Below are 24307 nucleotides of genomic sequence, written 5' to 3' on the forward strand. Positions count from 1 at the left end.
TCTGGTATTAATTAGTCTCCGGATTATTATGACGGAATTGTGTGTCTGAAGCTTACTATCATCTTACAATTTTAATCTTCTGCAAAATGCCTTTCTCATCTTTAAAACTGAAAATATAAGTTCCTCTTTGTACTTTGGATAAATCTATATTTCTGTTATAATAGGCAAAGCCCCTGTTGATCACTTCTCCATCTAAAGAGTACACGGTAAATTCAAATTGATTGCTGTTATTTTTATTGCTGATGATGAAACCGTCTCTGGATGCGTTGGTATAGACTTTTGTTTTAGTCTCACGGTTTTCCCCGGCTGCATTTGAAGAGAGAGCGCTTTCAGAAATATCAGCTGCTTGTAAGCTTTTAATAGCTGATTTGGTTACAGATGTTGTACTTCCGCCGATGATATATAATTTATTGTTATATACTTCCGCTGCAGCGTGTCTTCTGGGGATCATATTGGATGACAGCTGATGGAATTTATTGGTTGCCGTATCAAAATAGGCCAGAAAAGTCTGATTGTTATAGCCCCCTGCAATAAAAATCTTATCACCGGATACCGCTAATGCATGTCCGGATATCCCGGCTGGCATTGTAATCTGATCGGTCCACCGGTTGGTGTTGATGTCGTAGATATTGATCAGGCGGGATGAAGTACCGTTAAAACCGCCAATGACATAAAGCTTGTCATTCACAATCTTACCCTTTGCTTCTCTGGCTGTGGGCATATCCGGTAATGGATGCCATGTATTGGAAGCAATATCATAATATTGGAACCTGTTGGAAAAGGCAGTGGTTGCAGCGCCGTTGAGTCCGCTGCCGCCGAACACATATATTTTTCCGTTATGGATGGCAGAACCTGCATTTCCTGTGTAGGAGCGGTTAACAGCACCCTTCGTTACTTTAAGGGTTGCAAGGTCTACAATTTCAAGATGGCTGTTTCCCCAACCGTTAAAAATATAAATTTTATGATCATAAGTCTCCGAATTAGCAAATTTTTTGGGACTTAGAATAGAATTGAGAACACTCCATTTGTTATCAGTAATATTATATTTTTCAATATAGTTGGCATTGCCTCCGCTTTCCTGATATCCATTGATCACGTATATATTATCATCTACAATGACACAGGTTGCAGCTCCTCTGCCTACCGACATATTGGCGAGACTTTTAAAATTAAGGGTTTGCGCATGAGCCAGCAGTGAACTCAAAAATGACAGGAATAATAATTTTGTTTTCAATGGTATGGGTTTTAGTGTTGGGTTCTGTTTTATACTTTCAGTGATTCAGGCTTATTTTCCGGATCAGTCTTTAATAGCATATTCGTGGTTTAAAGATAGGAAAAAGTTGGAGAGAATTTTTAAAAGTGCTTTATTCAGGCAAACATCAGGTTATTTTTTCTAAAAAAACGGTTGATTTCATTCACACTTTATATTTCTGCAGGTACAGTTACCCCCTTACCTAAGGGGGTAGAGGGGGTTATGAAGAGGGTATAGCCCCTTATCCAAGAGGGTGAAGGGACTTATGGAAGGGGGTGAAGGGGCTTATGGAAGGGGGTGAAGGGGCTTAGTGAAGTGGTTATAGGGGGTTGCATAAGGGGGTACAGGCCGTTCCGAAGGGGAGATACCTCCTTAGTCAAGGGGCTATAGGGGCTTATGGAAGGGGCCGGAGGGGGCACTGAAGGGGTTGGAGATACTTTATTGTCCGAAATCTGATGGCTTTGGGGTGATTTTTATGCAAAGTCGAAAGGCTTTGGGAGTTAGCAAACTAATTTTTCTACTTATAAGCAATTTTATTTCTGAATCATGTGATCATTATTTTATCCTTTTCAAATCCATTTCCGAATATAATTTATACTGTATATTTCCTGTAATTTTATATACTTTGTCGTATAAAACTTTTGCTTCCTGGTATTTTCCCCATTCATCATAAAGTGCCCCTAACATATACGCAGCTTCTATTTGATCAGGTTCATTTTTTAAAATTTCTTTATATATCCTTTCAGCCTGTTCATTTTCATTATGGGCAAAATACCAGTTGGCTATTTCCCAATAATCAGATAAGAGCTTTGTTTCAGTAAATTTATTTTTTAGAGAATCGATACTTATGTCTTTGTAATCATTTCTAAACTTGTCCATTCCTGTTTTCTTTAAATCAGCCATATGAATATAGAAAGGATCACAATTATTTATTAATCTGATCATACATTCTTTCATAAAATCATCTCTGTTTTTGTTGGCTGTGCTGTTATGAAAGTTTTCAAAATCTTTGTGAAGTTTTGACATTACTTCATAGGAACAAGTTTTAAATGTTTCATCAGTATAATTTGTTTTACCAGATAAACAAATGCAAAATTCCTTTTCAAATTTTTGTGGAAAATCCTGAGCTTTAATGTGAAAAAAATTGAAACAGAGAACAATATTCCTAATAGTAATTTTTTTTCATGTATAGCTTTATTTTATTAATATTCTTCTGTTCATAACAATATTCTTAATCACAATAAATTGCCAAACGTATTTGATCAAATCCACCTTTTCCTCTGAAACGAAATAAATAAGCACTTAAATTTTTATTGTGCCATTTTATATCATCCCTTACCGTTTCTTCTGTAGATTTTTCTAAATCTTCATATATTTCAAGGGATGGTTTTCCAAGATTTTCAGTAATATATTTTTTTATTTCGTGGAATTTTTCGTTAAACATTTCATTCGAAGTTTCAATTTTTTCATTTTCATTCCATTCATAAGACTTGAACTTGATTTGCTCATCTTTGGTGAAAAAATAATCTACTTTAAGAATGAAGTTATTTTCGTTTCGTTGATATGATCTGGGAATTTCAAACTTATATTTTTGAAAAGCGGGATAAATATCTTCTCCAATTCCCCAAAAATATCCAAGAGTAATATCTTTTGATGCTTTATCCATTTCTTCTTTTTTAATTTCACTGAAGCTTTTAAAAGAAAGATCAATTTCATTTCGAACAGGAACGTTATGATATTTACTTAGTGAGCAACTATAAGAAATTAGAATAATAAGAATAAAGAGAATTCTTGATTTCATGAGAATATATATTGTTATGATCGTATAAAAAAGCATTGGGAAGTGTTGGATTTTATTTCGTATAATCCCCTGCCACAATAGATTTTTCCATTGTACTTACGATCTCAGAAACGGGAATGGTAAATATCCCGGCATTTCCTTTATCGAATTCTTTTTCCAGTAAGAATATCCGTCCAGTTCAAGAGAATCCGGCTTTTGCCGGTCTCACTTTTCAGGGTGGTTATACTTTTGTTTAAAGCTTCTTCTGATAGGGGAAGATGGCTGAGGTTTTCTGCATAACCGCTAGGGCTGGCAGGGTTTTTCATCTTCAACCCACTGACAGAAATATGAATCACCTTTCCAATTTCGGGGTATTCCTCAATCTTTAATATGGTAAGGATAGAGTTTTTTTCCGTAGGACGGGTTTTGTAGTTCCATTGCTGGCCTACACGGTATTGGTCTTTTTTTGCACAGCTGAAGGACAGCAAGAATAGTACTGCTATGAAAGTATAGAGTTTCATGAAGGGTTGGTTATTAGTTTTGTTTATTTATGTACGTTATAGAAACAAATATAAGTAAAATGATAATGAATGAACTGAAAACTTATTATCCAAAAGCAATATAATTTGAAAGATAAAACCGCTCCAAAGATAAAGCGGTTATTATTAGTGTAAAATTTCAGATGGTATAGTAAAGTTTTATATTAGAATAGTCTTTCAGGACAGATTAATGTTTACTCTTATCTACTGATGACATAAACTTAGCTCCTAATCTCTCAGAAATTTTAGCTTTATTATTGTTGTTTTTCTCTTTAATTAATTCCAAAAATTCATTTCTAAGATCCATTTCTGAAATCAAATTAATAGCAGCAATCTTTTCTCTTTTGTTGGTTAATAAATCTTGTGATAATAAACTTTTAAGAAAATCTATTAGTTGTAAATTGATTAACTCTTTATGGTTGATAAAATCATTGTTTTTATATTCAGATTTAATATTTCCGAACATAAAAATGTCTTCCAAATTCTCAAAAAATCAGAGTCATTTTTGAAATTTGTATTTTTATAATATTCTTTTATTAAATCCATTTTTTATATCTCTTCTAACGTTATCGTAATTTTATTTTCTGCTTCCTTAATGTCTAAAACTTTAAATCTTGAACCCGATTTAAATACAATTTCTTTTTCGTTTTGTCCACTATCTACTCCAAATTTAGCAATTTTTTCAATATCTTTTCCTCTTTTTGATAAAATTATGAATAAGGGGCTGTCACTGAAATAAAGTGCTAATGATCTTGATTTACTGCAAGATAAGAATGATTTTTCAATAATAATGCCATTGTTACTGAGCGCTGAATAATATTTTTCAAGATCTCTTTTTGGGCACCGAATGGTACGGTAACAAAGAGCTTGGTAATCTGGTAATTTATCTAAGCTATAATTTAAAAAAGTCCAAAATCATTTATATCTTGTCCATTTCTTAATCGTTCATTTAAAGAGTCATATCCTGAATCTGTATAGTGATAAATAATGGCTTTTTCATGAATAGTTAACCCATGCTCATATCCTGCACGTTTTGATGTTGAGATTTCTCTCAATTCTGCGGATAAACTTTCGTTGACATATTTAATGAGGGCACTGTCCATATCTTAATAGGAGGCTTTTTTATTTCTGAATCAGCTGCTCCAGTCTGGCCATCATTTCATCTTTTTCTTTCAGCATTCTTTCGTACAGCGCAATTTTTTCTTCGTGTAGTTTTAGTACCTGCTCTATAGGATTGAAAATAGGATTGTCATTTTTCTGATATCCAATACTATGATCACCAAAAGTATTGGCAATTACATTTACAGCTTCTTCTTCATCAAAATTCTGGAAAGCTTCTACAGGAATTTTCAATACCTCAGAAATCCTCTTCAGCAAAGGATCTTCAATAGTTTCCTTCTGCTCCAAAAGCGAAATCTTCTTCTGGTTCCAGTCTTCACCAAGATCAAAAGCCAAAGCCTCCTGCTTGATGCCCAACATCTCCCGAAAACGCTTGATATTTCTCCCCTGATGTATTTTTTTGTTTTGCATATTTGTGTACGTTATAGAAACAAATATAAGTAAAAGTTGGGGGATAGGAAATGGGGAAGTGGGGGTATTTTAGATGGTGGGATATAAGAATCCGAAGTGGGAGACTTCGGATTTTGTTTATCTAAATATTCCAATACTATGATCTAAAAGTTAAAGACACACGATATAATCGAGCGGTAGCGGGGTTACAGTATAATAAATTATATAATTTTAACCGAAGCTACACGATACAATCGTGCGATAGCGGGGTGTTCATGTTTTTACAAAGCCCGGACTTGTTGTCCAATCTTTTGAGAATAGGATAAATTATTAATAATTGAGATTTTGTAACAGAAGGCGCTTGATAGGTTGTTGTTGCATTTATAAAGGTGTGTGCAGCATTGTCTCTTTGTGTTTTTAACGATCCTAATGTTGCTTCAAGAATGGCAATTTCACCAGTAGCTGTTAATGACAACTCGATTGATTCCATATTGTGTAGACCGATAGTACTACCCAACATTTTTCTAAAATTTTTCTTGTACTCAAACCCGAAAGTACCAGTCTTAACATTCGAGTAAATGTCTTTGAAAGGAGTAGATATTAAATGTCTATTTGCAAAATTGTCTGCGATATTATCCATACTATGTTCAATCCATCCACACAGCTCAATAATTGCTAACTTAGAATAGTAAGTTGCTTCTGCTGGAGATGAATTGTACAATCTATCTAGTTTTTGTATAGTAACTAATATGTGTTTTTTGACAACCATTAATTACCAGAAAATATTTCAATTGCTCTATTTATTCTCGCTGTAACTTTAGCCTTTTGAGAAAGTCCTTCCTTCAAACTGTCTACAGAAAATAGCTGATCGTTTCTTAAAGTTTCAAGTAATGCTTGTGATTGAGGAATTGTCAAACCGTCAATATAATTTAGATTTTTACCAACGCCAATTAGAACTGCCTCAATGACTGATTTACTTACATTTTCAGCAGTATGACCGTTATAAACTTTTGTAAATGTTAAATCGATTGTTCTTTGAAAATATAATCTTTTTTCCTCAAGTTCTTTATCAGAAATTTTTGTCCCCTTAGGATTTTTTTCTTTCTCATACATATACTCGTTTAGAAACTTAGCAAGTCTACCATTATATTTATCAAGCCATTCTGAAAAAGCAAAAAATCGAAGATTTAGTTCTTCAAAAGCAAATCTATATGTTTTATTGTCGTCGATATTAAATAATCTTTTGTAATTTGGATATTTTACTGTATTTTTTAATAAAGAATTTAATTTTCCATTATAAATACAGTTTCTGATTTCTTGATTATTAAGTTTCGAGCCGCCTGAATTTAATCTATGAAATATTGTGAACAAATAATCCATATGAGTTTTCTTTGTATAATCACATCTTAAAACTGTAATTGGAATAGTTAAATTCTCAACCCTATCATATAAAGTTTTGTTTTTAGATTTAATTGTGGAAACTGTTTTTCCGGAAATTTTATCGTCAATATCTTCTAAGATTGATAGTTGATAGTCGTCGTTAGTTAAGAAATTGATTATTGTTGAAATTCTTTGCAATCCATCAATAACCAATCTTTCATTTGTATTAAAATCGAGACTTATACACATACTCGGTATAGGTAGTTGCTTTATTAGAGAGTCAACAAATCTCGTTTGGTCTGGTCTTTTCCAAACAACATCCCTTTGAAAGTCTGGCTGTATTGTTAATTGTCTATTTTTGTACATTCTAACTATATCAGCACAAGATCTCAATTCATTGTATGCTACAATATCATTAGGTGGAAGATCGGCAGAATCATCTAGCCAAGAACCACTATTTTCTACAACTTCTAATTCTTCATCAAATGGGTAATCAAATTCTTCATTCATATTTATGATATTTTCTTGTTAAAGATAGTGTTTTTAGCATGACATACAATATCCAAATTTACGCATTGCGCCAGTGTACAATATTTACAACTGTGCTAATGTTGTTTTAGTTTTGCTATCTATTAATTATTAAATATAAAATATAAATATACTGTTTCCTTACGGAAAACCATAATCCACAAAAAAACCGTTCCACAAAAGCAGAACGGTTAATATATTAAATTGCCTCGGTTGCTGACCGTTATTCAATTTCAATTTTGTTGTATGCTATCCAGCGTTTCAAATTCCCAACCATTCTTTTTAAATGATCTTCGTTAAGGAAAATATTCGTCCAATAGTTGAATCTGTCGCATTGTACGCTGATGTAATAGGTCATAATGGCTAAACAGGCGAAAGGTAAAAACTGCTTTTCTTCGCTGCTGATCTCAGTTACTGTTTCGTAACCTTTCAAAAAGCTTTCTGCCTTTTCCTGATATTCTTCTTCGTTTAAATGAGTGGCAAGTAACTGGAACATAAAATAAGAAATGTCAAAACATAAATACCCGTTGCCGGAAAAATCAAAGTCAAAAAATGTGATTTCCTTTTCATCATCAATGTGTAAATTATCAAACCAAACGTCAAGATGAACACTCCCATGTCTCATTTTCGATAGGTTGGTATTTTGGATTTTCAGCGTTAAAAAAGCAGAGAGTTTTTCTAAAATTCAATTTCGATGATGTTTTTATGAAAGAATTCTTTTATTCTGGAAACAGGTTTTATAAGCAGGTTCTCACTATTGTAAGACATCCTTTCCAGTTCAAAACCTTCTGTCGATTGATGAACTTTGGCCAATGCCTGCCCGATGAGAAAACTTGTCTGAGATGAAAATTTTGCGGTCTTTGTTCCTTTGGCATATGAAAACAAAACGCCAAATCTTTTTCCTTCCGGTGCTTCAATTTCCTGAATGTACTCGTTTGATTTGTCTTTTATAGGATAAGCAACCTGCCGGTTATTTTTTTAAGTGAAGTAAAAGTCTTAGCTCTTCTTCAATTTCTGATTTTGTCCGCCAATCACAAGTGTAGACTCTAAAAACATATTTGACTTCGCTGTCGTGAACGATGTATAAATGGTTCATGGCAAGTCGAAATATGCTGCATTCAGTTTTGCCGCTTAATCCATATTGTTGTTGTATGAGTTTTCCAAGTGTATTTGGTGAAAGTGTGCTGTTTATCGTGGGAAATTTCTCTGGCATTAATTCTTCGTTATCTATGGTTATGGTTAGTTTTATATGAGTATAACACTCACACTTGTTTTTTATATTCCTGCACCTCCTGCAATTTCCAGTTCTTGTCCTTTCGTTGGCTGTCCGTCTAATATGGGCATTGCTTTCATGATAAGCTCTCTCACGCCCTCAATTTTTAAAGAATTGTCATGGTCGTCTTTGCTATCCCAGATTTCTGTAACATAAACAGAATTTGCATCATCCTTGTCATTACTAACTGCATACAGTTTACAACCTGTAGCTGTTGATACAAGTTGAGATGCTTGTATTAAAATATCAGCAAGCTCCTCTTTATGTCCTGATTTTGCGGTTAGTTTTACATGAAGTAAATATTTGTTTTTCATATTTTCTGTAATTGCCTTTACAAATATATCCATTTATAAGGCAATTTTAAAAGTATCATTAATCAACTGGAAACAAAAAACCGTTCCACAAAAGCAGAACGGTTAGTATATTAAATTGTCTCAGCGACTCGCTATTACATCATTCCTGGCATTCCACCACCCATTGGCATAGCTGGTTCAGCGCTCTTCACTTCAGTGATTACACATTCAGTGGTAAGAAGCATTCCGGAAACTGAAGCTGCGTTTTCAAGGGCAACTCTTGTTACTTTAGTTGGGTCAATGATTCCTGCTTCAAGCATGTGTACGTACTCGTCAGTTTTCGCGTTGTATCCGAAGTCTCCGTTTCCTTCTGCTACTTTAGCAACGATTACAGAACCTTCACCCCCTGCGTTGGCAACGATTTGTCTTAAAGGCTCCTCGATCGCTCTCTTCACGATTTTGATCCCTGTAGTTTCATCAGCGTTAGATCCTGAAAGATTGTCAAGTGAAGAAATTGCTCTTACTAAAGCAACACCACCACCGGCAACGATACCTTCTTCTACAGCCGCTCTTGTAGCGTGTAGGGCATCATCTACTCTGTCTTTTTCTCTTTCATTTCCACTTCAGAAGCAGCTCCTACGTAAAGTACAGCAACACCACCAGCTAACTTAGCCAGTCTTTCCTGAAGTTTCTCTCTGTCGTAGTCAGAAGTTGTAGTTTCCATCTGAGCTTTGATCTGAGCTACTCTTCCTTTGATTTTCGCTTCGTCACCACCACCGTTTACAACAGTTGTGTTGTCTTTGTCGATCGTTACTTTCTCAGCAGTTCCAAGCATATCCAAAGAGATGTTTTCCATAGTGAAACCTTGCTCTTCAGAGATCACCTGTCCACCTGTAAGGATCGCGATATCTTCTAACATTGCTTTTCTTCTGTCTCCGAATCCAGGAGCTTTTACAGCAGCAATTTTAAGGGAACCTCTTAGTTTGTTTACCACCAAAGTAGCTAAAGCTTCTCCTTCAACTTCTTCAGAGATGATCAATAAAGACTTACCACCTTGTGCAATTGGCTCAAGAACCGGTAACAATTCTTTCATGGAAGAGATTTTCTTCTCTACTAAAAGGATATATGGGTTTTCAAGTTCAGCTAGCATTTTCTCAGGGTTCGTCACGAAGTAAGGTGACTGGTATCCTCTGTCGAACTGCATACCTTCTACAACGTCTACTGTTGTATCAGTACCTTTAGCTTCCTCTACAGTGATTACTCCTTCTTTACCTACTTTCCCGAACGCTTCAGCGATTAAAGAACCGATGGTATCGTCGTTGTTGGCAGAGATAGAAGCTACCTGCTTGATTTTTTCTGAAGAATCTCCAACCTCCTGAGATTGAGATTTAAGGTTTTCCACAACAGCTGTTACCGCTTTGTCGATCCCTCTTTTAAGATCCATAGGGTTAGCACCAGCAGCTACGTTCTTAAGACCTTCTCTTACGATAGCCTGTGCCAGTACAGTAGCGGTAGTAGTACCGTCTCCTGCGATATCGTTGGTTTTGGAAGCTACTTCTTTTACCATCTGAGCTCCCATATTTTCTACCTTATCTTCAAGTTCGATTTCTTTTGCTACAGAAACACCGTCCTTAGTTACGTGCGGAGCACCGAAAGATTTTTCGATCACTACGTTTCTCCCTTTAGGACCTAAAGTTACTTTTACTGCATTAGCCAATGCATCTACCCCTCTCTTTAGAGCGTCTCTTGATTCAATATCGAATTTTATTTCTTTTGCCATAATTTTTTATTGTATTAATGTACTTTGTACAATGTATTAATGATTTTGTATTCTGAAAATATCATTTTACATGAATACATTTTACTTTTTACAAATTAACCGATGATTCCCAATAAGTCAGCTTCTCTTACGATTAAGTAATCTTTCCCTTCTAACTTCAATTCAGAACCTGAATATTTACCATAAAGTACTTTGTCACCTACCTGAACCGTTGTAGGCTCGTCTTTTTTACCAGGACCTACTGCTACTACAGTACCTTCTTGCGGCTTTTCCTTTGCAGTATCCGGGATAATAATACCTGAAGCTGTTTTAGTTTCTGCTGCGATTGGCTCTACCAGAACTCTGTCTGCCAATGGTTTAAAGTTTACTGACATAATATATTTAATTTTTTAATTATTTCTGTCTTGAAATTCTCTAAATGTATGCCATGAGACGCCGATGGATGAAATGGCAGATTTTTATTTTCCGAATGTGAAAATTTGGCAGAAAATTATTTTTCGCGGGCCGGAATTCCGAAAAGATAGCTGGTTACTACAGGCACTACGAACAAAAGAACGGTAACGGCAGAAACTAAAACTTCCATGGTATGGCTGCCTAAGAATTGCGCGAATGCCGTGGCAGGGTAGAAGTGCTCATACAGAGATAAGCTTAGTTTAATGCCTAAAACAGCAATCACAATAAAAGCGGCAGTTTCCAGGAAAGGGAATACCTGCATAAGGCGTACAAACCACTGTGCAATAAATCTCATGGCTAAAATTCCTATAAAAACACCTATTGTAATCAGAAGTAAATTATCTGAAAAAGCGACTGCAGCAAAAACGTTATCTATGGAAAAAGCAAGATCCATCACTTCTACAATGGCCACCGTAGCCCAGAATTGCCCCAACAGTCCAATTGAATTTTTATACAGCCAGCTGGATTCTTTGTCGGGGGTTTCTTCCGGACTTTCATCATCACTTGTGTTTTTTATTTTTTTGATAAACCAGTCAACAGAAATATAGATCAGGTACAACCCTCCCAGTGGTTTCAGCCACCATACGGAAATCAGTACAGAAGCAAAAATAAGAGCCAGACCGCGGAACACATAAGCTCCGAGGATTCCGTATTTCAAAGCTTTTTTCTTTGGTTTTCGGGAAGATCCATGACGATGGTAGCCAGTACGGCTGCATTGTCTACGGAAAGGAGGCTTTCAATAAGGATAAGGTTGCCGATAATGGCTATCGATTTTGCAGGGTTTTGTAACAGGTCATTGAAAAGGTGGGTGAAATCAGGAAACATCATTTTTTAAAGAAACAGTATTTTGGTTAAGTTTTGAAATAATGGCGGCAGAAACGGTAATGCCTATGAAGTTGGTGACAGATCTGGCCTCGTTCATAAAGCGGTCTATGCTGTATAAAAGGGCAAGATCTGTGGTGGGAATTTTTCCGAACCGGCTTAAGGTGAATATCAGGGCAAGGAAGCCTGACCCGGGAACACCCGAAGCTGTTTTTGAGGCAATTGAAATGGTGATAAAAAGCCAGAAATAATCTTTTACCGTAAGCGGAATATTATACAGCTGGACCAGGAAAATACAAGAGATTGAAAGATAGATGCAGGCTCCTGCCAGATTAAAATTATATCCCAGCGGAATAATAAGACGAAGAATTTTCCGGTCATATCCCTGTGATTCCATTTTATCAAAGATCATGGGGAATGCCGTCTTTGAAGAGGAAGTGGCTACTACCAGGATGATTTCTTCTTTGATGCTGATCAGAAAATCCCAGAGGTTAATTTTAAAATAAGCCGTTATAACCCCTAAGATCCCGAAAATAAAAAATACACTGGTAAGGTATACCGTGGCAACAATCTTACTTAACGGCAGCAAAGTATTAATTCCGTAGACTGAAATTCCGTAAGCGATATTACAGAAAATAACGACAGGAAGAAAAATGTAAACATATTTGATAAGCTTGAAAAACAGATTTCTTCCCACGTCTATCGCTTTAAGAATGTTATTCTTCTTCTTCGAAAGACCAATCAGGACTCCCGCAGATATTGATATTAAAAGAAAAAGCACATAATTGCTGATATGTAAAGGATTGGTGGTCTTTGTTAAAAATCTCTCCGGAAGTACTTTATGGGAAGAAATAATAATTCCTGTATTGGCACCCGGCTTTAAAAGAAGCCCGGAACCAATTCCCAATACAATGCTGACAGAAGTAATGATCAAAAAATACAGTACCATCTGGCTTACAATTTTAAAAGCATTTCTGGTACTGAAAATATAGCTCACCCCATACATCACCGCAATGAAAATAACGGGAATGATCAAAACCTCAAGAAGCATGAAGAAGTAACTGCTCACCGTTTCCAGATGCTTACTGACTTCCGGAAAATAATAGCCGGTTAATGCCCCGCAGATAATCGCTGTGAACACATAAAGCGTAAGGTTTCTTAAATAGGAGTCTGTAAATGTTTTTTGCTTGTTAGGTTTCATCATTCACTTTTTATAGGGTAAGATTACGAAATTCAAAGATATAACCTTATATAATACCAAGAATCAATGCACTCACCAACATGATGAGGGATGATCCCAGGGCCCATTTCAATGTATATTTTAAGTGATCTGAAAATTCCACACCTGCCAGTGATACCAGCAGATAGGTAGACGGAACCAATGGGCTGAGAAGATGCGAGCCCTGCCCGATAAGGCTTGCTCTTCCCAATATTTCAGGTGCAATTCCCAACTCATGCCCGGTAGCAACAATAATAGGCAGTATCCCGAAATAATAAGCGTCATTGGACAGAAAAAAGTAAACGGAATACTGAATAAAGCGGTTACGATATTCATATAACCTCCCCAGCTCCTGGGAACTATTTCTATCATACTGTTCCCCATCGCCTGCATAATACCTGATCCGTTAAGGATTCCCGTGAAAATTCCGGCTCCGAAAATCATTCCCGCTACGGATAATGCATTTCCTGCATGTTTGGAAATTATTTTCTGCTGGTCTTTCAATTTGGGATAATTGATGATGGAGGCAATACAGAAAGCAATCATAAAGGCAATTCCCAATGGAACAATATCCAGGATCATAACCACTAAAAGGGTAATGGTAAGGGCCAGATTGATCAGGATGAGTTTCGGGCGGCGGAGTGCAGGATCTGCTTCCCCAATAATATCATTGCTGTTGTAACCTGTAAATTTACCATGCTTTGCAATTCTTATTTTTTCTTTTCTGCCTAAAATATAGGCAACAAATATAACCCACAGGATGCCTATTGCCATAATTGGAATCATCGGAACAAAGATTTCAGTGTGTCCCAGCTTCAGGGAGCTCATTACCCTTGCTGTGGGGCCTCCCCACGGAAGAATATTCATAATCTGCCCGGCAAGCATAATGATGCAGGTAAGAATCAGGGGATTCATGCCCTGTTTTTTGTACAGCGGAAGCATTGCGGCCACTACAATTAAATAGGTGGATGAGCCGTCACCATCCAATGAAACCAATGCGGTAAGAACAGCGGTTCCTATTGTTGTTTTAATGGGATTATCCCCAACGGCTTTTAAAATTATATTGACAAGAGGTTCAAAAAGCCCCGTATCTATCATTAAACTGAAATATAGGATCGCAAAGATCAGCATAACGCCGGTCAGAGCTATTTCTTTGACACCGTTTTTCATCATATCTCCGAGTTGTGGGCCAAAACCCGCAATGAGAGCAATGGCCACAGGAACAATGACCAACGCTGTAAGCGGAGTCATCTTTTTGTTCATGATGAGAATCATGAAGATGAAAATCATTAGAAAACCAAGAAATGTAAGCATAGTTGTATGTAAATATTAATGAAGTTATTGTTGTTTCTTTTTTCTCCAGTCAAAACTGTTTCTGAAACCTATGAAGCCGTAATTACTTGTTTTTTGGGTTTCCAGCTGATTGATAAAGGCAAGCTCCAACGCAGAATTTTTTCCTAATTTTATTCCAAGACCTGCGGTAATACGATTGCTGTCGAAAGGCTCTAGCTTATCAACATTCATTCTTATTTCATTTTTAAGAATACCGTAGAGTCTTTCTTTTTCTCCTTTTTTATTGAAAGGAATCCGGACAGAGATCAGGTATCTGATTCTTACCTCAAATTCATCCGGATTACTGATAAAACGTTCTTCTACTCTAAGACGGTTGGAGATTGACGTTCTGCCGATGTAATAATCAGCGGTTACCTGTTGGAAAGGTCTTTTTTCATATCTTATCTTTTTAGAATCGTTGGCATTATAAGATTCAAGGATCAGAAACATGGCCCCTGCAGCAGGCTTTATATTTTCCACCACTTCATAGTCTACATAGGCATTCACCAGAAAAAGTCTTGTATCATAAGCCAGGTCGAAGGAACGGTATTGGGTAAGAGCTGTTAAAGTACTTTTATCGGTAATCTTTGCCGACATCAGGTACTGAAACCACATATTATAATTATCTTTACTCTGACTATAAAGTCCGTTGAATAAGCATAATGATAAAATAAGGGTTAATTTTATATTAATTTTCATATAATATTGGGTTAATATTGTACTTTTTCAAATATATTTATTAGAAAGAGTGGCGCTGGAATTTTTCAATCAATGACAGTTTTTCTCAACAAACTGCATTTTGAGGCAAAAAGATATTTATATTTGATGCGTTTCAAAATAAGGTAAGGGCTATGTTTTTAATCATTAATTTTATTATTATATTATTGATTATCAGGATTTTATTCAGTGGTAAGATTCTGGAAAGCCTTATGGAGTACCGTTGGAAATTTTTGCTGAGGTTTCAGCACATTTTTTTCCTTTTTATCTTCATTCTGATGACTTATTTCACCGAAAACTACTTCCTGGATTCAACTCAGCTGGTAATAAGTATTTTTTTGAATACCATTTTCAATGTGGGAATTTATTATCTGGTATACTATTATCTGGTTCCCCGGTTTTATTTATCCAATAAATATCCCGAGTTTATTCTCTATGCTCTGATCTGCTTTCTGGTGTCCAGCCTTTTCAGGATTCTGTGGGAGCCTGCAGTTTTCCAGATGGATTTCAGCGGAAAGGGCTATCATATAGGCTTTCTGTATAATGTATATATCTCGCAGGGCATTGTCATTCTTGTGGGGTCTTTTCTGGGAATTACCAAAGACAAATTTCTAATAGAACAGGATGTGATCAGCCTTGGAGAAGAGAAAGACCAGCTGTATCTTGATTTGCTGAAATCTAAGCTGAATCCCCACTTTTTGCTGAATACCCTTAATAATATATATGCGAACAGTTTTACCCGTTCGGAGAAGACTTCGGATTCCATTTTGCAGCTGAGCAGGCTTCTTAAGTATATTATTTATGACAGCGGAAAAGAAAAAGTAACGGTTTCCCAGGAATTTTCTTCACTGAAAGCACTTGCAGCCTTATACCAGCTTAAATATGATAACCAGCTGGATATTGTAATGGATATTGAAGATCAGGAAGAGTTTGATATTGTTGAAATTCCTTCTGCTGTATTTCTTACTTTATTTGAAAATGCTTTGAAACACTCTGCAATAGGAGAAGATCCTGAGGGTTTTATAAAACTGTTCTGTAAAATTGAGCGTTCTGAGCTGTATTTTGAAATTATTAATTCTGTCGGGAAGGATAGAAGTAATCCGGTTGAATCAGATTATCACGGGCTGGGTAATGAAGCAATTATTCATATATTGGAAAAGTTTTATGCGGATCAGTATGAATTTTATTCCGGACCGAAATACAGTGATCAATATAAAATTGCCTTAAACATTATTATAAATGGCTAATCTGACTATCGTTAATGTAGATGATGAATATCCTGCATTACAGCTTGTAAAACAATATTGCACCCAGCTTGAAGATGTTCAGCTGCTGGCTTCATTTCAGAAGCCGGAAGAAGCGCTGGCTTTCCTGAAAGCGAACAAAGTGGATCTGGTTGTTTTTGATATCAATATGCCGGGAATCAATGGGGTAGAGCTTTTGCAGCAGCTTCCCGATCCGCCGCTGTGTATTTTCCTTACCCTAGAAACAAAATATGCAGTGAAGGCATTTGAGCTGGATGTTGTTCATTATCTCATCAAGCCTGTGGATTTTGAGACTTTTAAAAAAGCGGTCAATAAAGCAAGGGATTTTGTTCAGTTTAAAAGTTCAGCCAGCAGCCAGCAGCAGGAAGATTATATTATGTTCAAATCCAATTATGTCATGAATAAAGTCTTTCTTAAAGATATACTCTGGATACAGGGTTTCGGGGAATACATTGTATTGATGACGCCATTGAAAAAATATATGATTCTGGAGAGAATGTCCAATTTTGAAGAGAAATTCCAGCATTTCGGGTTTATCAGAATCCATAAGTCTTATATTGTATTGTCAGGTCATATCAGTTCCTATAATTCCAGCCATGTTTTTCTGAAAAACGGAGAAGAGCTTCCGCTGGGGCGCACTTATAAAAAGAATATCAAAGCATTTTTAAGTTAAAAAAGAAAGCCGGAAATTTCCCGGCTTTACATTGTTTTCAGATGACAGAATTACGGACAATACTGCCCGGGACCGATCCATAGAATACATTGTCCTTTGTAATTGTACTCGCAGCAAAAACGTCCTGCTGCTCCGCCATTGATAGATTTCTGAGCATCTCTGCTTAATAATTTGGCATTTTTCATAGTTAAAATATTTTGGTTTGTACATCCTGAGCGTTTAATGTCAATCAGGATTTTGACACTTGATGTAAAAAGAAGTAAGTCAAAGATACTATTTTTCCTTGTAATGTGATATATTTTTTTGCTGATAATTTTTGCGGTAAAATTTTAATTATCAGTTATTAATGGCTTTTATTCGACATCCCAGAGATTGAGAATATAAATAGAAAAGCCGGACATTTCCGGCTTTATTTTAATTGTTATGAGATAACGGACTAAGGGCAATTTTGTCCCGCTCCGATCCATAAAGTACATTTTCCGTTTTCGTCGCGTTCGCAGCATACGAGTCTGGCAGTAAGTCCGCCATTGATTGTCTTCTGAGCATCTCTGCTTAATAATTTGGCATTTTTCATAAGTAATATTTTGTTTTTTTATCCTGAACATTTATTGTCAATCAGGAATTTTTGACATTTTGTGCTGATGGTAAATCAAATATAAATATTTTTAACTCAGGTTGTTATAGACAGAAATAACGTGTCGGTATCTGCAGTAATTTACCGGATTGTTTCCAAAGACATTTTTCTTCCTGCCATATCCATATCCTGCTTTTCAATTTTCCTTGTTATAGTATCAATATAATATGTTGTGATAGCAGTTCTGTTACTGATATCATCATTCGTTTTTACCATCCAGACCGGTTTTCCGTTGTATTCTGTTTTTTGGGTATCCAGAATGTAAGCCTTCATCATGCCTTTTTTCTCAGATTTAGGGTTATAGTCAAAAATGGAAATTTCTGCAGTATAATTTTCTTTTAAAGGAAGATATCTTATGAGCATTGCGTAACTGCTGCTGTCAAAATAATCCGTTGCAGGAATTTCAATGATCTCTTTTTTCTGGGATTTTTTATCCAGGTAATAGCCGGTGACTTTATCTTTCCCGGATTTGAGGACCATATCTCTGTTTACATTGTAAGAAGAATGATAAACGGGCTCGAAGTCTGATATTTTTACAAGGGTAGAATCGGTCCACTTGGCATCCGGGGCCTGTTTCATTTTTACCGTTGTTCTGATCAGGAGATCCGATTTGTTCAGCTTTTTGATTTCTGTCATAATACTTCCGATCTCTGTTTTCGTATCGGCATTCCCGGCATACCAGACAGCTTCAGAAGTCTCATTTCTGATCAGCTTTGGATTAATCCCTGGTTTTTTCGGACTCAGCAGGTTCTGGGCAAAAAAATTAGCACTGCTTAGTATTAAAAGGAAAAGAATGGTTCTCATGATCTTTTTAATAATAAGTAGTGCTATATCTGTTAAAAGTTACAACCTGTTGGTTTTTAACTCTTTCCTGCTGCCTGCATCGGATTGACCTTTCCGGTGGAACCTCCTCTCACAGGGGCTCCGTCCTGTTTTTGTTTGAAGAGCTGGAATTTGGAACTTTCAGTACCTGATCCGGTGCTGCTCCAGAAGTTGTTGGTCGTATCAATATCAGCAGTCTCTCTCATCGGGTCAAGCTGAATTGATTTTACTTTTTTATCAAAATAATAGGTCTTGGAAACTTTTTGCTCATTCAGCCTCCAGATCTGTGCTGCAGATTTATCATACAATTTAGAGCCGTCCTCAAAAGTAAACTCAAGGATGATAGGCATTACCAGGCCTCCTTTGTTGACAAAATCAATCTGGTATCCAGTAATATTTTTAAATTTCTCTTTATCCTTCGCATCTAAAGGAAGACCTGCTTCTGTTTTAATGGTGTATTCCTTATTATTATCTACCTTTTCCTGACCTCTGTCATATTTGTAATAGAAATCCTGGACTTCTTTATCAGTATCCACATAGAATTTAATATTCTTGTCTTCTCTGTTTCTGATTTTTGAAAGGTCTTCAAAACTGTTTACCAAAGGCTTTTCAACCTGGTATTTTACTTCAGCGGCAACCTTTGGATTGGTCTCAAGATCAGGAACTGCTACCGTTACTTTATCAATGGCAATATCTACAGGATCTGTCCCGTAGAACCAATCTCTCCAGAACCAGTCGAGATCCTCACCGCTGGCATCTTCCATGGTACGGAAAAGGTCTGCAGGTTCAGGATGTTTGAAAGCCCATCTTTTGGCATACGTCTTAAATGCTTTATCAAAAAGCTCTCTTCCCATGATGGTTTCACGAAGAATATTTAATCCTGTAGCTGGCTTTGAATATGCATTCGGGCCGTACTGAACAATATTTTCAGAGTTGCTCATGATAGGTTCCAGCTGGTCTTTCGGTAGTTTCATATAATCTACAATAGTCCATGCCGGTCCTCTTTTGGAAGGGAATTTATTATCCCATTTTTCTTCTGTAAGATATTCTGTAAAGGTATTCAGGCCTTCGTCCATCCATGCCCATTGTCTTTCATCAGAATTGATGATCATCGGGAAGAAGTTGTGTCCCACTTCGTGGATGATTACTCCGATCATTCCGTTTTTGGTTCCTTCGGAATAGGTACCGTCTTTTTCAGTTCTACCGAAATTGAAACAAATCATCGGATATTCCATTCCGTTGGCAGCTTCTACAGATTGTGCCACCGGATACGGATACGGAATGGTAAATTCCGAATAGGTCTTAATCGTGTGGGCAACAGCTTTTGTGGAAAACTTCCTGTAAAGACCGTAAGATTCCTTTGGATAAAAACTCATAGCCATAACCTTATTATTGTTTTCAGGAATTGTCACGCGCATTCCGTCCCATACGAACTTTCTGGAAGAAGTCCATGCAAAATCACGAACATCCTTGGCTTCAAAAACCATGTTTTTCTCTGTTTGGAATGATTTTTCTCTGCTTTTTTAGCTTCGTCCAATGTTACAATTTCAATTGGTTCAGAAGCATTTTCAGCTTTTCTGTATCTTGAAAGCTGATCAGATGTTAATACCTGATCATAATTTTTACATTCTCCTGTTCCGCCAACAATGTGATCAGCAGGTACATTGATTGAAACTTTAAAGTCTCCGAAAACCAAAGCAAATTCACCTCTTCCGGTAAACTGATGGTTCTGCCAGCCCTGGAAATCACTGTACACACACATTCTTGGATACCATTGTGCCATTGTGTACAAGTCGTTGCCGTCCTCAGGGAAATTTTCATAACCGCCGCGGCCTCCCATCTTCATTCTGTTGGAGATATTGTAGTTCCAGTCTACTTTGAAAACCAATTTTTCTCCCTTTTTCAAAACTTTAGGAAGGTCAATACGCATCATGGTTTTATTCACCGTATATTTCAAAGGATTTCCTGAAGCATCCGTTACTTTTTCAAGAATGACTCCATAGCCGTTATCCTTAACCGGAAGCTCTGTTACTTTAAGCTGCTGGTCAGTTGTTGAAGGACGAAGAACAGATGATGTATCATACCCTGCATTTCTGATGTTTGAATGTTCGTTTTCATCAAGCTGCAGCCAGATATAATCCAGATCATCCGGAGAATTGTTGTAATAGGTCACTGTTTCTGAACCTTTCAGATTTCTTTTATCCTCATCCAGATAAGCGTTGATATTGTAATCGGCCCTGTTCTGCCAATATCCGTGGCCGGGAGCTCCTGAAGCTGTCCTGTAAATGTTGGGTGTTGGCAGAATAGTTCCCAGCTGCTCAAACTTATTACCGTGATTGCTGCCCGGGTTATTCTGAATATTTTGTGCGGTGAAACCTGTATATGCAAATACAGAAAGTGAAAGTATGGCAACTTTTAGTTTCATAACCGAAAATGATTTATTAATGATCAAAGATAACAATAAGCTGTTGAAATAATGAAAATATTTAACTTTTAAAAAGGAATCCTTTCCAAAGTCATTTTTAAGGATAAAGCGAACACCCCGGAAGAGACAAACAGAATCCAGTCTTTTTTGTTCACCTTAAAAAGATTGAGAAGAATGAACAGGATCATCAAAATAGCAAATACTATTACAATTTGACCAAGCTCCAATCCGATATTAAAGCCAAGCAGAGGTAAAGCTATACTCTGGCTTTTGGCGATCATCACCCTTGCTGTATTGGCAAATCCCATTCCATGAACAAGACCAAAGATAAGCGCGAGGTAGTAATTGGCCCGCATTAAGGTCTGTTTCTGATTTTTCATAATAATATTATCCAAAGAAGTGAGAACAATAGTAAGGGGAATTAAAAACTCAACCCAGTCTGAAGGAACCCTGAACACATCCAGGACACTTAAAGCCAATGTAATGGAATGTCCGATCGTAAATGCGGTGACAAGAATCAGGATTTTTTTCCAGTCACTGTAAGAATAAACAGCAATAAGTGCCAGCACAAAAAGCTGGTGATCCAGAGCATCCAGAGAAATAATATGCTCCCATCCAAGGTTTAAATAAAAAAGGAAATCCTGCATTTTGATTAAAAATTTTTTACAAAAGTAAACATTTCATAAGGAGGATCGGACCTTCATAGAGGGATACTGCAGCTTTTTACGCTTTTTACAGGAATTAAAAAACGGATTCCGGTTTTGATTGTCATTCAAAAACAGACAGGACAGGTATTAGTGAATAATGCCTTCTTTTGAAGGAACTGTCTCTATAACTGTTGCTTTTTTTATATTTGCGGTAAAAATAAAGTGCATGCCGGGTAAGTTTTTTGGAGTTTTCTTTTATTATTAACAGTCGTATTTCAGAGTTTTGTAAGTGATGATGTGCATCCTTATCATGTGGGTTCTGTGGAAATTAATTATAATTCAAAATCCAGAACATTTGAAGTGACAGGAAGGTTCTTTCTGGACGACATGGAAAACGGATTAGGTAAAAAATATGGCGGAGCTTTTCATTTTAACGATGAAAAATATAAGGCCAGGCTGAATGAAGCCCTGCCAAAATACTGTTCAGAATATTTCAAATTAAAAGCTGATAACAAATTCTTGAAAGTAAATTATATCGGCTATGAAGAAGATCAGGAATCTGTAAATGTATATCTTGAATCTGAACCTGTAGCTACTCCTAAAAAAGTAGAAACTGCAGTAAGTTTTCTGTATAACCTTTTTGATGACCAGATCAACATTGTTCATATTATTGTGAATGGACAAAGGAACAGTGAAAAACTTACCTATCCCAACCGTTATCTTTATAAGCAGTTTTAATTCTCCAGTTGCAGCAACGTATTGATTCCTTTTGTATGGGCAAGCAGATCAGGAAAAAAGTCATCATAACATTGCTGAAGACGATCTTTATTTTTTAAGAAAGCTTCAAATACGGGAATGTCTTTATCCAGATATTTGGCTTTATTCAGTACATTCTGAATACTGAATTTAATTCCCCAGTCTTCACGGTAATTATAGAGCCAGTCGTCCTGTTCCATTTTAATGAGCATCTTTTAAAGTTTTCAGGAAGCCATTGCTCATGTGCATTCAAAACACTGTAAACATGGAGGGAATGAGCTTTCCATTCTGCCAGTGAATTAAGGGAAAGGTCTCCCGCTACAAAATGATCCATAGAAACATCCACAAATGCACCGGCATACAATCTTACCAAAGGAGCAAAAACTTTTTGGCTTCGTGAATAGCAGGGTGGGAATCCGTAAAGGTATCAATTGCCCTGTGTAAGGTAATACCATCCTGAATATCTTTCGGGAAAGAAAAACGGTCTTTGTTGCGGATGAAATCTTCGAGAAACTGCCCCACGATCTGCCCGTCGGTAAAAGAAAGAAAGGAATGTGCCAGATAATTCATAACTTAAAGGTATGAATTAAATGTGAATGTTTGATACCAGTGAATAGTGAATCCGCTTCACTTGTGAATTTTATCCGGACCCAATTGACCATAGACTTGCGCAGCAAAATTGGCGGTTCACTAAAAAGTCTTTCATGAAAATCCTCAATCTTGCTCACTTCTTCAATCTTAATTCCGAATTTTCTTTTCGGGATTTTATTCAGATTGGAAACAAATATTTTTTCATAACCCAGTTTTTCCGCCTCAGTAATTCTCTGCTCAATCTGGGCTACCGGACGTATCTCCCCACTTAAACCGATTTCTCCGGCAAAGCAGTAGTGTTCTGAAATCGCAATATCTTCATTGGAAGAAAGAACAGAAGCAATGACGGCCAGATCCAGTGCCGGATCGTCTGTTTTGATCCCTCCGGTAATATTCAGGAAAACGTCTTTAGCACCCAACTGGAATCCGGCTCTTTTTTCCAGTACAGCTAAAAGCATATTCAGCCTTTTTGAATCAAAACCGGTAGAGCTTCTTTGAGGGGTACCGTAAACGGCTGTGCTTACCAATGCCTGTATTTCAAGAAGCATAGGTCTGTTTCCTTCCAGGGTTACTGCAACGGAGTTTCCTGAAAGTTCTTCAAATTTCTTGGTGATCAGAATTTCGGAAGGATTTTTAATCTCTTTTAATCCCTGTGAGATCATTTCATAAATCCCGATTTCTGAAGTAGAACCGAAACGGTTTTTATTGGCTCTCAATAACCTGAACAGGTGATTCCGGTCTCCGTCAAAATTCAGAACAACATCTACCATATGTTCCAGAACCTTGGGCCCGGCAATTTGTCCGTCTTTGGTAATGTGGCCTACAAGGAATACCGGAATATTGTTTTCTTTGGCATATTTGATGATCTCATTGGAGCATTCCCGGATTTGAGATACGGTTCCCGGAGAGCTTTCTATCAATTGGGACTGCAATGTCTGAATAGAATCAATGATCATAAAATCCGGTTCCAGCTTTTTTGCCTCATGAAGAATTTTCTCCAGTGAAGTTTCGGTAAAAAGGAAACAGTTCGGATTTTGAATATCTGTAAGCCTGTCTGCCCTCATTTTAATCTGGGAAGCACTTTCTTCCCCCGAAACATAGAAGATTTTTTCTTCATTTTCAAAGCAAGCTGAAGCAGCAGGGTAGATTTTCCGATGCCGGGCTCGCCGCCAATCAAGGTAACGGAACCCAAAACGATTCCGCCTCCCAATACGCGGTTCAGCTCTTCGGAAGGAGTTTTTATTCTTGGTTCCTCACTCGTTTCCACTTCAACAATATTAATCACATGTTGTTTGGTTTTTGAGAAAGGAGGTGTTTTATGGGAAGGTTTTTCCACCACTTCTTCCACTAAGGTATTCCATTCGCCGCAGTTTTTACATTGTCCCATCCATTGAGGGTACTGGGTACCGCAGTTTTGACAGAAGTATGCTGTTTTCAGTTTTGCCATACTGCGAAGTTATAAAAAAGCATTTTCTTTCAGAATAATCTGTTTGAATTTATATTAAAAACTAATGTGCTGAGGTAGAAATATCTTTCATATCTTAGCTTCATTCAATAAAATATTAATGTAAAATATTATTACAATGAAAAAGTATTTTTATCTTTCGTATTTACGCT

General features: G+C 36.7%; 23 protein-coding genes and 5 pseudogenes. 3 read left to right on the forward strand and 25 right to left on the reverse strand.

What is annotated here, in order from left to right; genetic code table 11:
* Positions 1 to 58: 58 nt before the first annotated feature.
* The 18 genes and pseudogenes from OWR28_RS05470 to OWR28_RS05560 all read right to left on the reverse strand — a co-directional run bounded on the left by OWR28_RS05470 (position 59) and on the right by OWR28_RS05560 (position 14859).
* Positions 59 to 1234, reverse strand: a complete 1176-nt coding sequence (locus OWR28_RS05470; protein ID WP_332385780.1) for a Kelch repeat-containing protein — start codon at positions 1232 to 1234, stop codon at positions 59 to 61.
* Positions 1235 to 1807: 573 nt separating this feature from the next.
* A complete protein-coding gene (locus OWR28_RS05475; protein WP_332385781.1) occupies positions 1808 to 2209 on the reverse strand; it encodes a tetratricopeptide repeat protein in 402 nt (133 codons plus the stop codon).
* A gap of 274 nt (positions 2210 to 2483) precedes the next feature.
* Entirely contained in the window at positions 2484 to 3053 is a 570-nt protein-coding gene (locus tag OWR28_RS05480) for a hypothetical protein (protein ID WP_332385782.1), read from the reverse strand.
* A 140-nt stretch (positions 3054 to 3193) separates the two neighbouring features.
* Positions 3194 to 3553 (reverse strand): hypothetical protein, encoded by a 360-nt coding sequence (locus OWR28_RS05485; protein WP_332385783.1) that lies wholly within the window; start codon positions 3551 to 3553, stop codon positions 3194 to 3196.
* A 205-nt stretch (positions 3554 to 3758) separates the two neighbouring features.
* Positions 3759 to 4052, reverse strand: a complete 294-nt coding sequence (locus tag OWR28_RS05490) for a hypothetical protein (protein ID WP_332385784.1) — start codon at positions 4050 to 4052, stop codon at positions 3759 to 3761.
* A 418-nt stretch (positions 4053 to 4470) separates the two neighbouring features.
* Complete coding sequence (locus OWR28_RS05495) at positions 4471 to 4674, reverse strand: ADP-ribosyltransferase (RefSeq protein WP_332385785.1); 204 nt, start codon at positions 4672 to 4674, stop codon at positions 4471 to 4473.
* Positions 4675 to 4693: 19 nt separating this feature from the next.
* Complete coding sequence (locus OWR28_RS05500; protein WP_114819374.1) at positions 4694 to 5101, reverse strand: helix-turn-helix transcriptional regulator; 408 nt, start codon at positions 5099 to 5101, stop codon at positions 4694 to 4696.
* A gap of 220 nt (positions 5102 to 5321) precedes the next feature.
* The gene (locus tag OWR28_RS05505; RefSeq protein WP_332385786.1) at positions 5322 to 5849 is read right to left on the reverse strand and encodes a hypothetical protein; all 528 of its coding nucleotides are present in this window, start codon (positions 5847 to 5849) and stop codon (positions 5322 to 5324) included.
* Positions 5849 to 6970: a DUF262 domain-containing protein gene (locus tag OWR28_RS05510; protein WP_332385787.1), complete on the reverse strand. Its 1122-nt coding sequence runs from the start codon at positions 6968 to 6970 to the stop codon at positions 5849 to 5851. The genes OWR28_RS05505 and OWR28_RS05510 overlap by 1 nt, the downstream gene beginning before the upstream one ends.
* A 241-nt stretch (positions 6971 to 7211) precedes the next feature.
* Complete coding sequence (locus tag OWR28_RS05515) at positions 7212 to 7613, reverse strand: phosphotransferase (RefSeq protein ID WP_332385788.1); 402 nt, start codon at positions 7611 to 7613, stop codon at positions 7212 to 7214.
* 53 nt (positions 7614 to 7666) lie between these two features.
* The gene (locus OWR28_RS05520; protein WP_332385789.1) at positions 7667 to 7873 is read right to left on the reverse strand and encodes a hypothetical protein; all 207 of its coding nucleotides are present in this window, start codon (positions 7871 to 7873) and stop codon (positions 7667 to 7669) included.
* 390 nt (positions 7874 to 8263) lie between these two features.
* Positions 8264 to 8608: an antibiotic biosynthesis monooxygenase gene (locus OWR28_RS05525; protein ID WP_332385790.1), complete on the reverse strand. Its 345-nt coding sequence runs from the start codon at positions 8606 to 8608 to the stop codon at positions 8264 to 8266.
* A 101-nt stretch (positions 8609 to 8709) separates the two neighbouring features.
* Positions 8710 to 10334 (reverse strand): annotated as a pseudogene (gene groL / locus OWR28_RS05530) (chaperonin GroEL).
* Between the two features lie 95 nt (positions 10335 to 10429).
* Positions 10430 to 10708: a co-chaperone GroES gene (locus OWR28_RS05535; RefSeq protein WP_002976538.1), complete on the reverse strand. Its 279-nt coding sequence runs from the start codon at positions 10706 to 10708 to the stop codon at positions 10430 to 10432.
* Positions 10709 to 10824: 116 nt separating this feature from the next.
* Positions 10825 to 11615: pseudogene (locus tag OWR28_RS05540) on the reverse strand (TerC family protein).
* Complete coding sequence (locus OWR28_RS05550; RefSeq protein WP_332385793.1) at positions 11602 to 12813, reverse strand: cation:dicarboxylate symporter family transporter; 1212 nt, start codon at positions 12811 to 12813, stop codon at positions 11602 to 11604. The pseudogene OWR28_RS05540 and the gene OWR28_RS05550 overlap by 14 nt, the downstream one beginning before the upstream one ends.
* A gap of 117 nt (positions 12814 to 12930) precedes the next feature.
* Positions 12931 to 14142 carry a citrate:proton symporter gene (locus tag OWR28_RS05555; RefSeq protein ID WP_332385794.1) on the reverse strand — a complete coding sequence of 404 codons (1212 nt, stop codon included), beginning with the start codon at positions 14140 to 14142 and terminating at the stop codon, positions 12931 to 12933.
* 24 nt (positions 14143 to 14166) lie between these two features.
* Positions 14167 to 14859 (reverse strand): DUF2490 domain-containing protein, encoded by a 693-nt coding sequence (locus tag OWR28_RS05560; RefSeq protein ID WP_332385795.1) that lies wholly within the window; start codon positions 14857 to 14859, stop codon positions 14167 to 14169.
* 356 nt (positions 14860 to 15215) lie between these two features.
* On the opposite strand from OWR28_RS05560, the gene OWR28_RS05565 reads away from it, so the two are divergent.
* Positions 15216 to 16124: a histidine kinase gene (locus tag OWR28_RS05565; RefSeq protein ID WP_332385796.1), complete on the forward strand. Its 909-nt coding sequence runs from the start codon at positions 15216 to 15218 to the stop codon at positions 16122 to 16124.
* A complete protein-coding gene (locus OWR28_RS05570) occupies positions 16117 to 16815 on the forward strand; it encodes a LytTR family DNA-binding domain-containing protein (protein WP_332385797.1) in 699 nt (232 codons plus the stop codon). Before OWR28_RS05565 ends, OWR28_RS05570 begins: the two co-directional genes overlap by 8 nt.
* Positions 16816 to 16865: 50 nt before the next feature.
* Here the strand turns inward: OWR28_RS05570 and OWR28_RS05575 are convergent, their stop codons facing one another.
* The 5 genes and pseudogenes from OWR28_RS05575 to OWR28_RS05595 form a co-directional block, all read right to left on the reverse strand.
* Positions 16866 to 17000 carry a hypothetical protein gene (locus OWR28_RS05575; protein ID WP_262484685.1) on the reverse strand — a complete coding sequence of 45 codons (135 nt, stop codon included), beginning with the start codon at positions 16998 to 17000 and terminating at the stop codon, positions 16866 to 16868.
* A 251-nt stretch (positions 17001 to 17251) separates the two neighbouring features.
* A complete protein-coding gene (locus OWR28_RS05580; RefSeq protein ID WP_332385798.1) occupies positions 17252 to 17389 on the reverse strand; it encodes a hypothetical protein in 138 nt (45 codons plus the stop codon).
* A 141-nt stretch (positions 17390 to 17530) separates the two neighbouring features.
* On the reverse strand, positions 17531 to 18253 hold the full coding sequence (locus tag OWR28_RS05585) for a DUF3108 domain-containing protein (protein WP_332385799.1): 723 nt from the start codon (positions 18251 to 18253) through the stop codon (positions 17531 to 17533).
* Positions 18254 to 18309: 56 nt separating this feature from the next.
* Positions 18310 to 20696, reverse strand: a pseudogene (locus OWR28_RS05590) (M1 family metallopeptidase).
* Positions 20697 to 20764: 68 nt separating this feature from the next.
* Positions 20765 to 21343 (reverse strand): HupE/UreJ family protein, encoded by a 579-nt coding sequence (locus OWR28_RS05595; RefSeq protein ID WP_131435968.1) that lies wholly within the window; start codon positions 21341 to 21343, stop codon positions 20765 to 20767.
* Positions 21344 to 21640: 297 nt separating this feature from the next.
* Here OWR28_RS05595 and OWR28_RS05600 point away from each other — a divergent pair, with 297 nt between their 5' ends.
* The gene (locus OWR28_RS05600) at positions 21641 to 22081 is read left to right on the forward strand and encodes a DUF6702 family protein (RefSeq protein WP_332385800.1); all 441 of its coding nucleotides are present in this window, start codon (positions 21641 to 21643) and stop codon (positions 22079 to 22081) included.
* Here the strand turns inward: OWR28_RS05600 and OWR28_RS26835 are convergent.
* Together OWR28_RS26835 and radA are read right to left on the reverse strand one after the other, a co-directional pair.
* Positions 22078 to 22669: pseudogene (locus tag OWR28_RS26835) on the reverse strand (acyl carrier protein phosphodiesterase). The gene OWR28_RS05600 and the pseudogene OWR28_RS26835 sit on opposite strands and share 4 nt — an antisense overlap.
* Before the next feature lie 122 nt (positions 22670 to 22791).
* Positions 22792 to 24137: pseudogene (gene radA, locus OWR28_RS05615) on the reverse strand (DNA repair protein RadA); the annotation flags it as partial.
* Between the last annotated feature and the right edge of the window lie 170 nt (positions 24138 to 24307).

It is taken from the genome of Chryseobacterium sp. 1B4, assembly GCF_036631475.1.
Classification (GTDB): domain Bacteria; phylum Bacteroidota; class Bacteroidia; order Flavobacteriales; family Weeksellaceae; genus Chryseobacterium.

Bases quoted from the DNA above. Each gene is read 5' to 3' on its own strand.
- OWR28_RS05525 (WP_332385790.1), bottom strand. From the start codon at position 8,608: ATGGATATATTTGTAAAGGCAATTACAGAAAATATGAAAAACAAATAT.
- OWR28_RS05585 (WP_332385799.1), bottom strand. From the start codon at position 18,253: ATGAGAACCATTCTTTTCCTTTTAATACTAAGCAGTGCTAATTTTTTT.
- OWR28_RS05510 (WP_332385787.1), bottom strand. From the start codon at position 6,970: ATGAATGAAGAATTTGATTACCCATTTGATGAAGAATTAGAAGTTGTA.
- OWR28_RS05475 (WP_332385781.1), bottom strand. From the start codon at position 2,209: ATGAAAGAATGTATGATCAGATTAATAAATAATTGTGATCCTTTCTAT.
- OWR28_RS05550 (WP_332385793.1), bottom strand. From the start codon at position 12,813: ATGATGAAACCTAACAAGCAAAAAACATTTACAGACTCCTATTTAAGA.
- OWR28_RS05580 (WP_332385798.1), bottom strand. From the start codon at position 17,389: ATGAAAAATGCCAAATTATTAAGCAGAGATGCTCAGAAGACAATCAAT.
- OWR28_RS05515 (WP_332385788.1), bottom strand. From the start codon at position 7,613: ATGAGACATGGGAGTGTTCATCTTGACGTTTGGTTTGATAATTTACAC.
- OWR28_RS05500 (WP_114819374.1), bottom strand. From the start codon at position 5,101: ATGCAAAACAAAAAAATACATCAGGGGAGAAATATCAAGCGTTTTCGG.
- OWR28_RS05595 (WP_131435968.1), bottom strand. From the start codon at position 21,343: ATGCAGGATTTCCTTTTTTATTTAAACCTTGGATGGGAGCATATTATT.
- OWR28_RS05480 (WP_332385782.1), bottom strand. From the start codon at position 3,053: ATGAAATCAAGAATTCTCTTTATTCTTATTATTCTAATTTCTTATAGT.
- OWR28_RS05535 (WP_002976538.1), bottom strand. From the start codon at position 10,708: ATGTCAGTAAACTTTAAACCATTGGCAGACAGAGTTCTGGTAGAGCCA.
- OWR28_RS05495 (WP_332385785.1), bottom strand. From the start codon at position 4,674: ATGGACAGTGCCCTCATTAAATATGTCAACGAAAGTTTATCCGCAGAA.
- OWR28_RS05575 (WP_262484685.1), bottom strand. From the start codon at position 17,000: ATGAAAAATGCCAAATTATTAAGCAGAGATGCTCAGAAATCTATCAAT.
- OWR28_RS05560 (WP_332385795.1), bottom strand. From the start codon at position 14,859: ATGAAAATTAATATAAAATTAACCCTTATTTTATCATTATGCTTATTC.
- OWR28_RS05485 (WP_332385783.1), bottom strand. From the start codon at position 3,553: ATGAAACTCTATACTTTCATAGCAGTACTATTCTTGCTGTCCTTCAGC.
- OWR28_RS05555 (WP_332385794.1), bottom strand. From the start codon at position 14,142: ATGCTTACATTTCTTGGTTTTCTAATGATTTTCATCTTCATGATTCTC.
- OWR28_RS05570 (WP_332385797.1), top strand. From the start codon at position 16,117: ATGGCTAATCTGACTATCGTTAATGTAGATGATGAATATCCTGCATTA.
- OWR28_RS05505 (WP_332385786.1), bottom strand. From the start codon at position 5,849: ATGGTTGTCAAAAAACACATATTAGTTACTATACAAAAACTAGATAGA.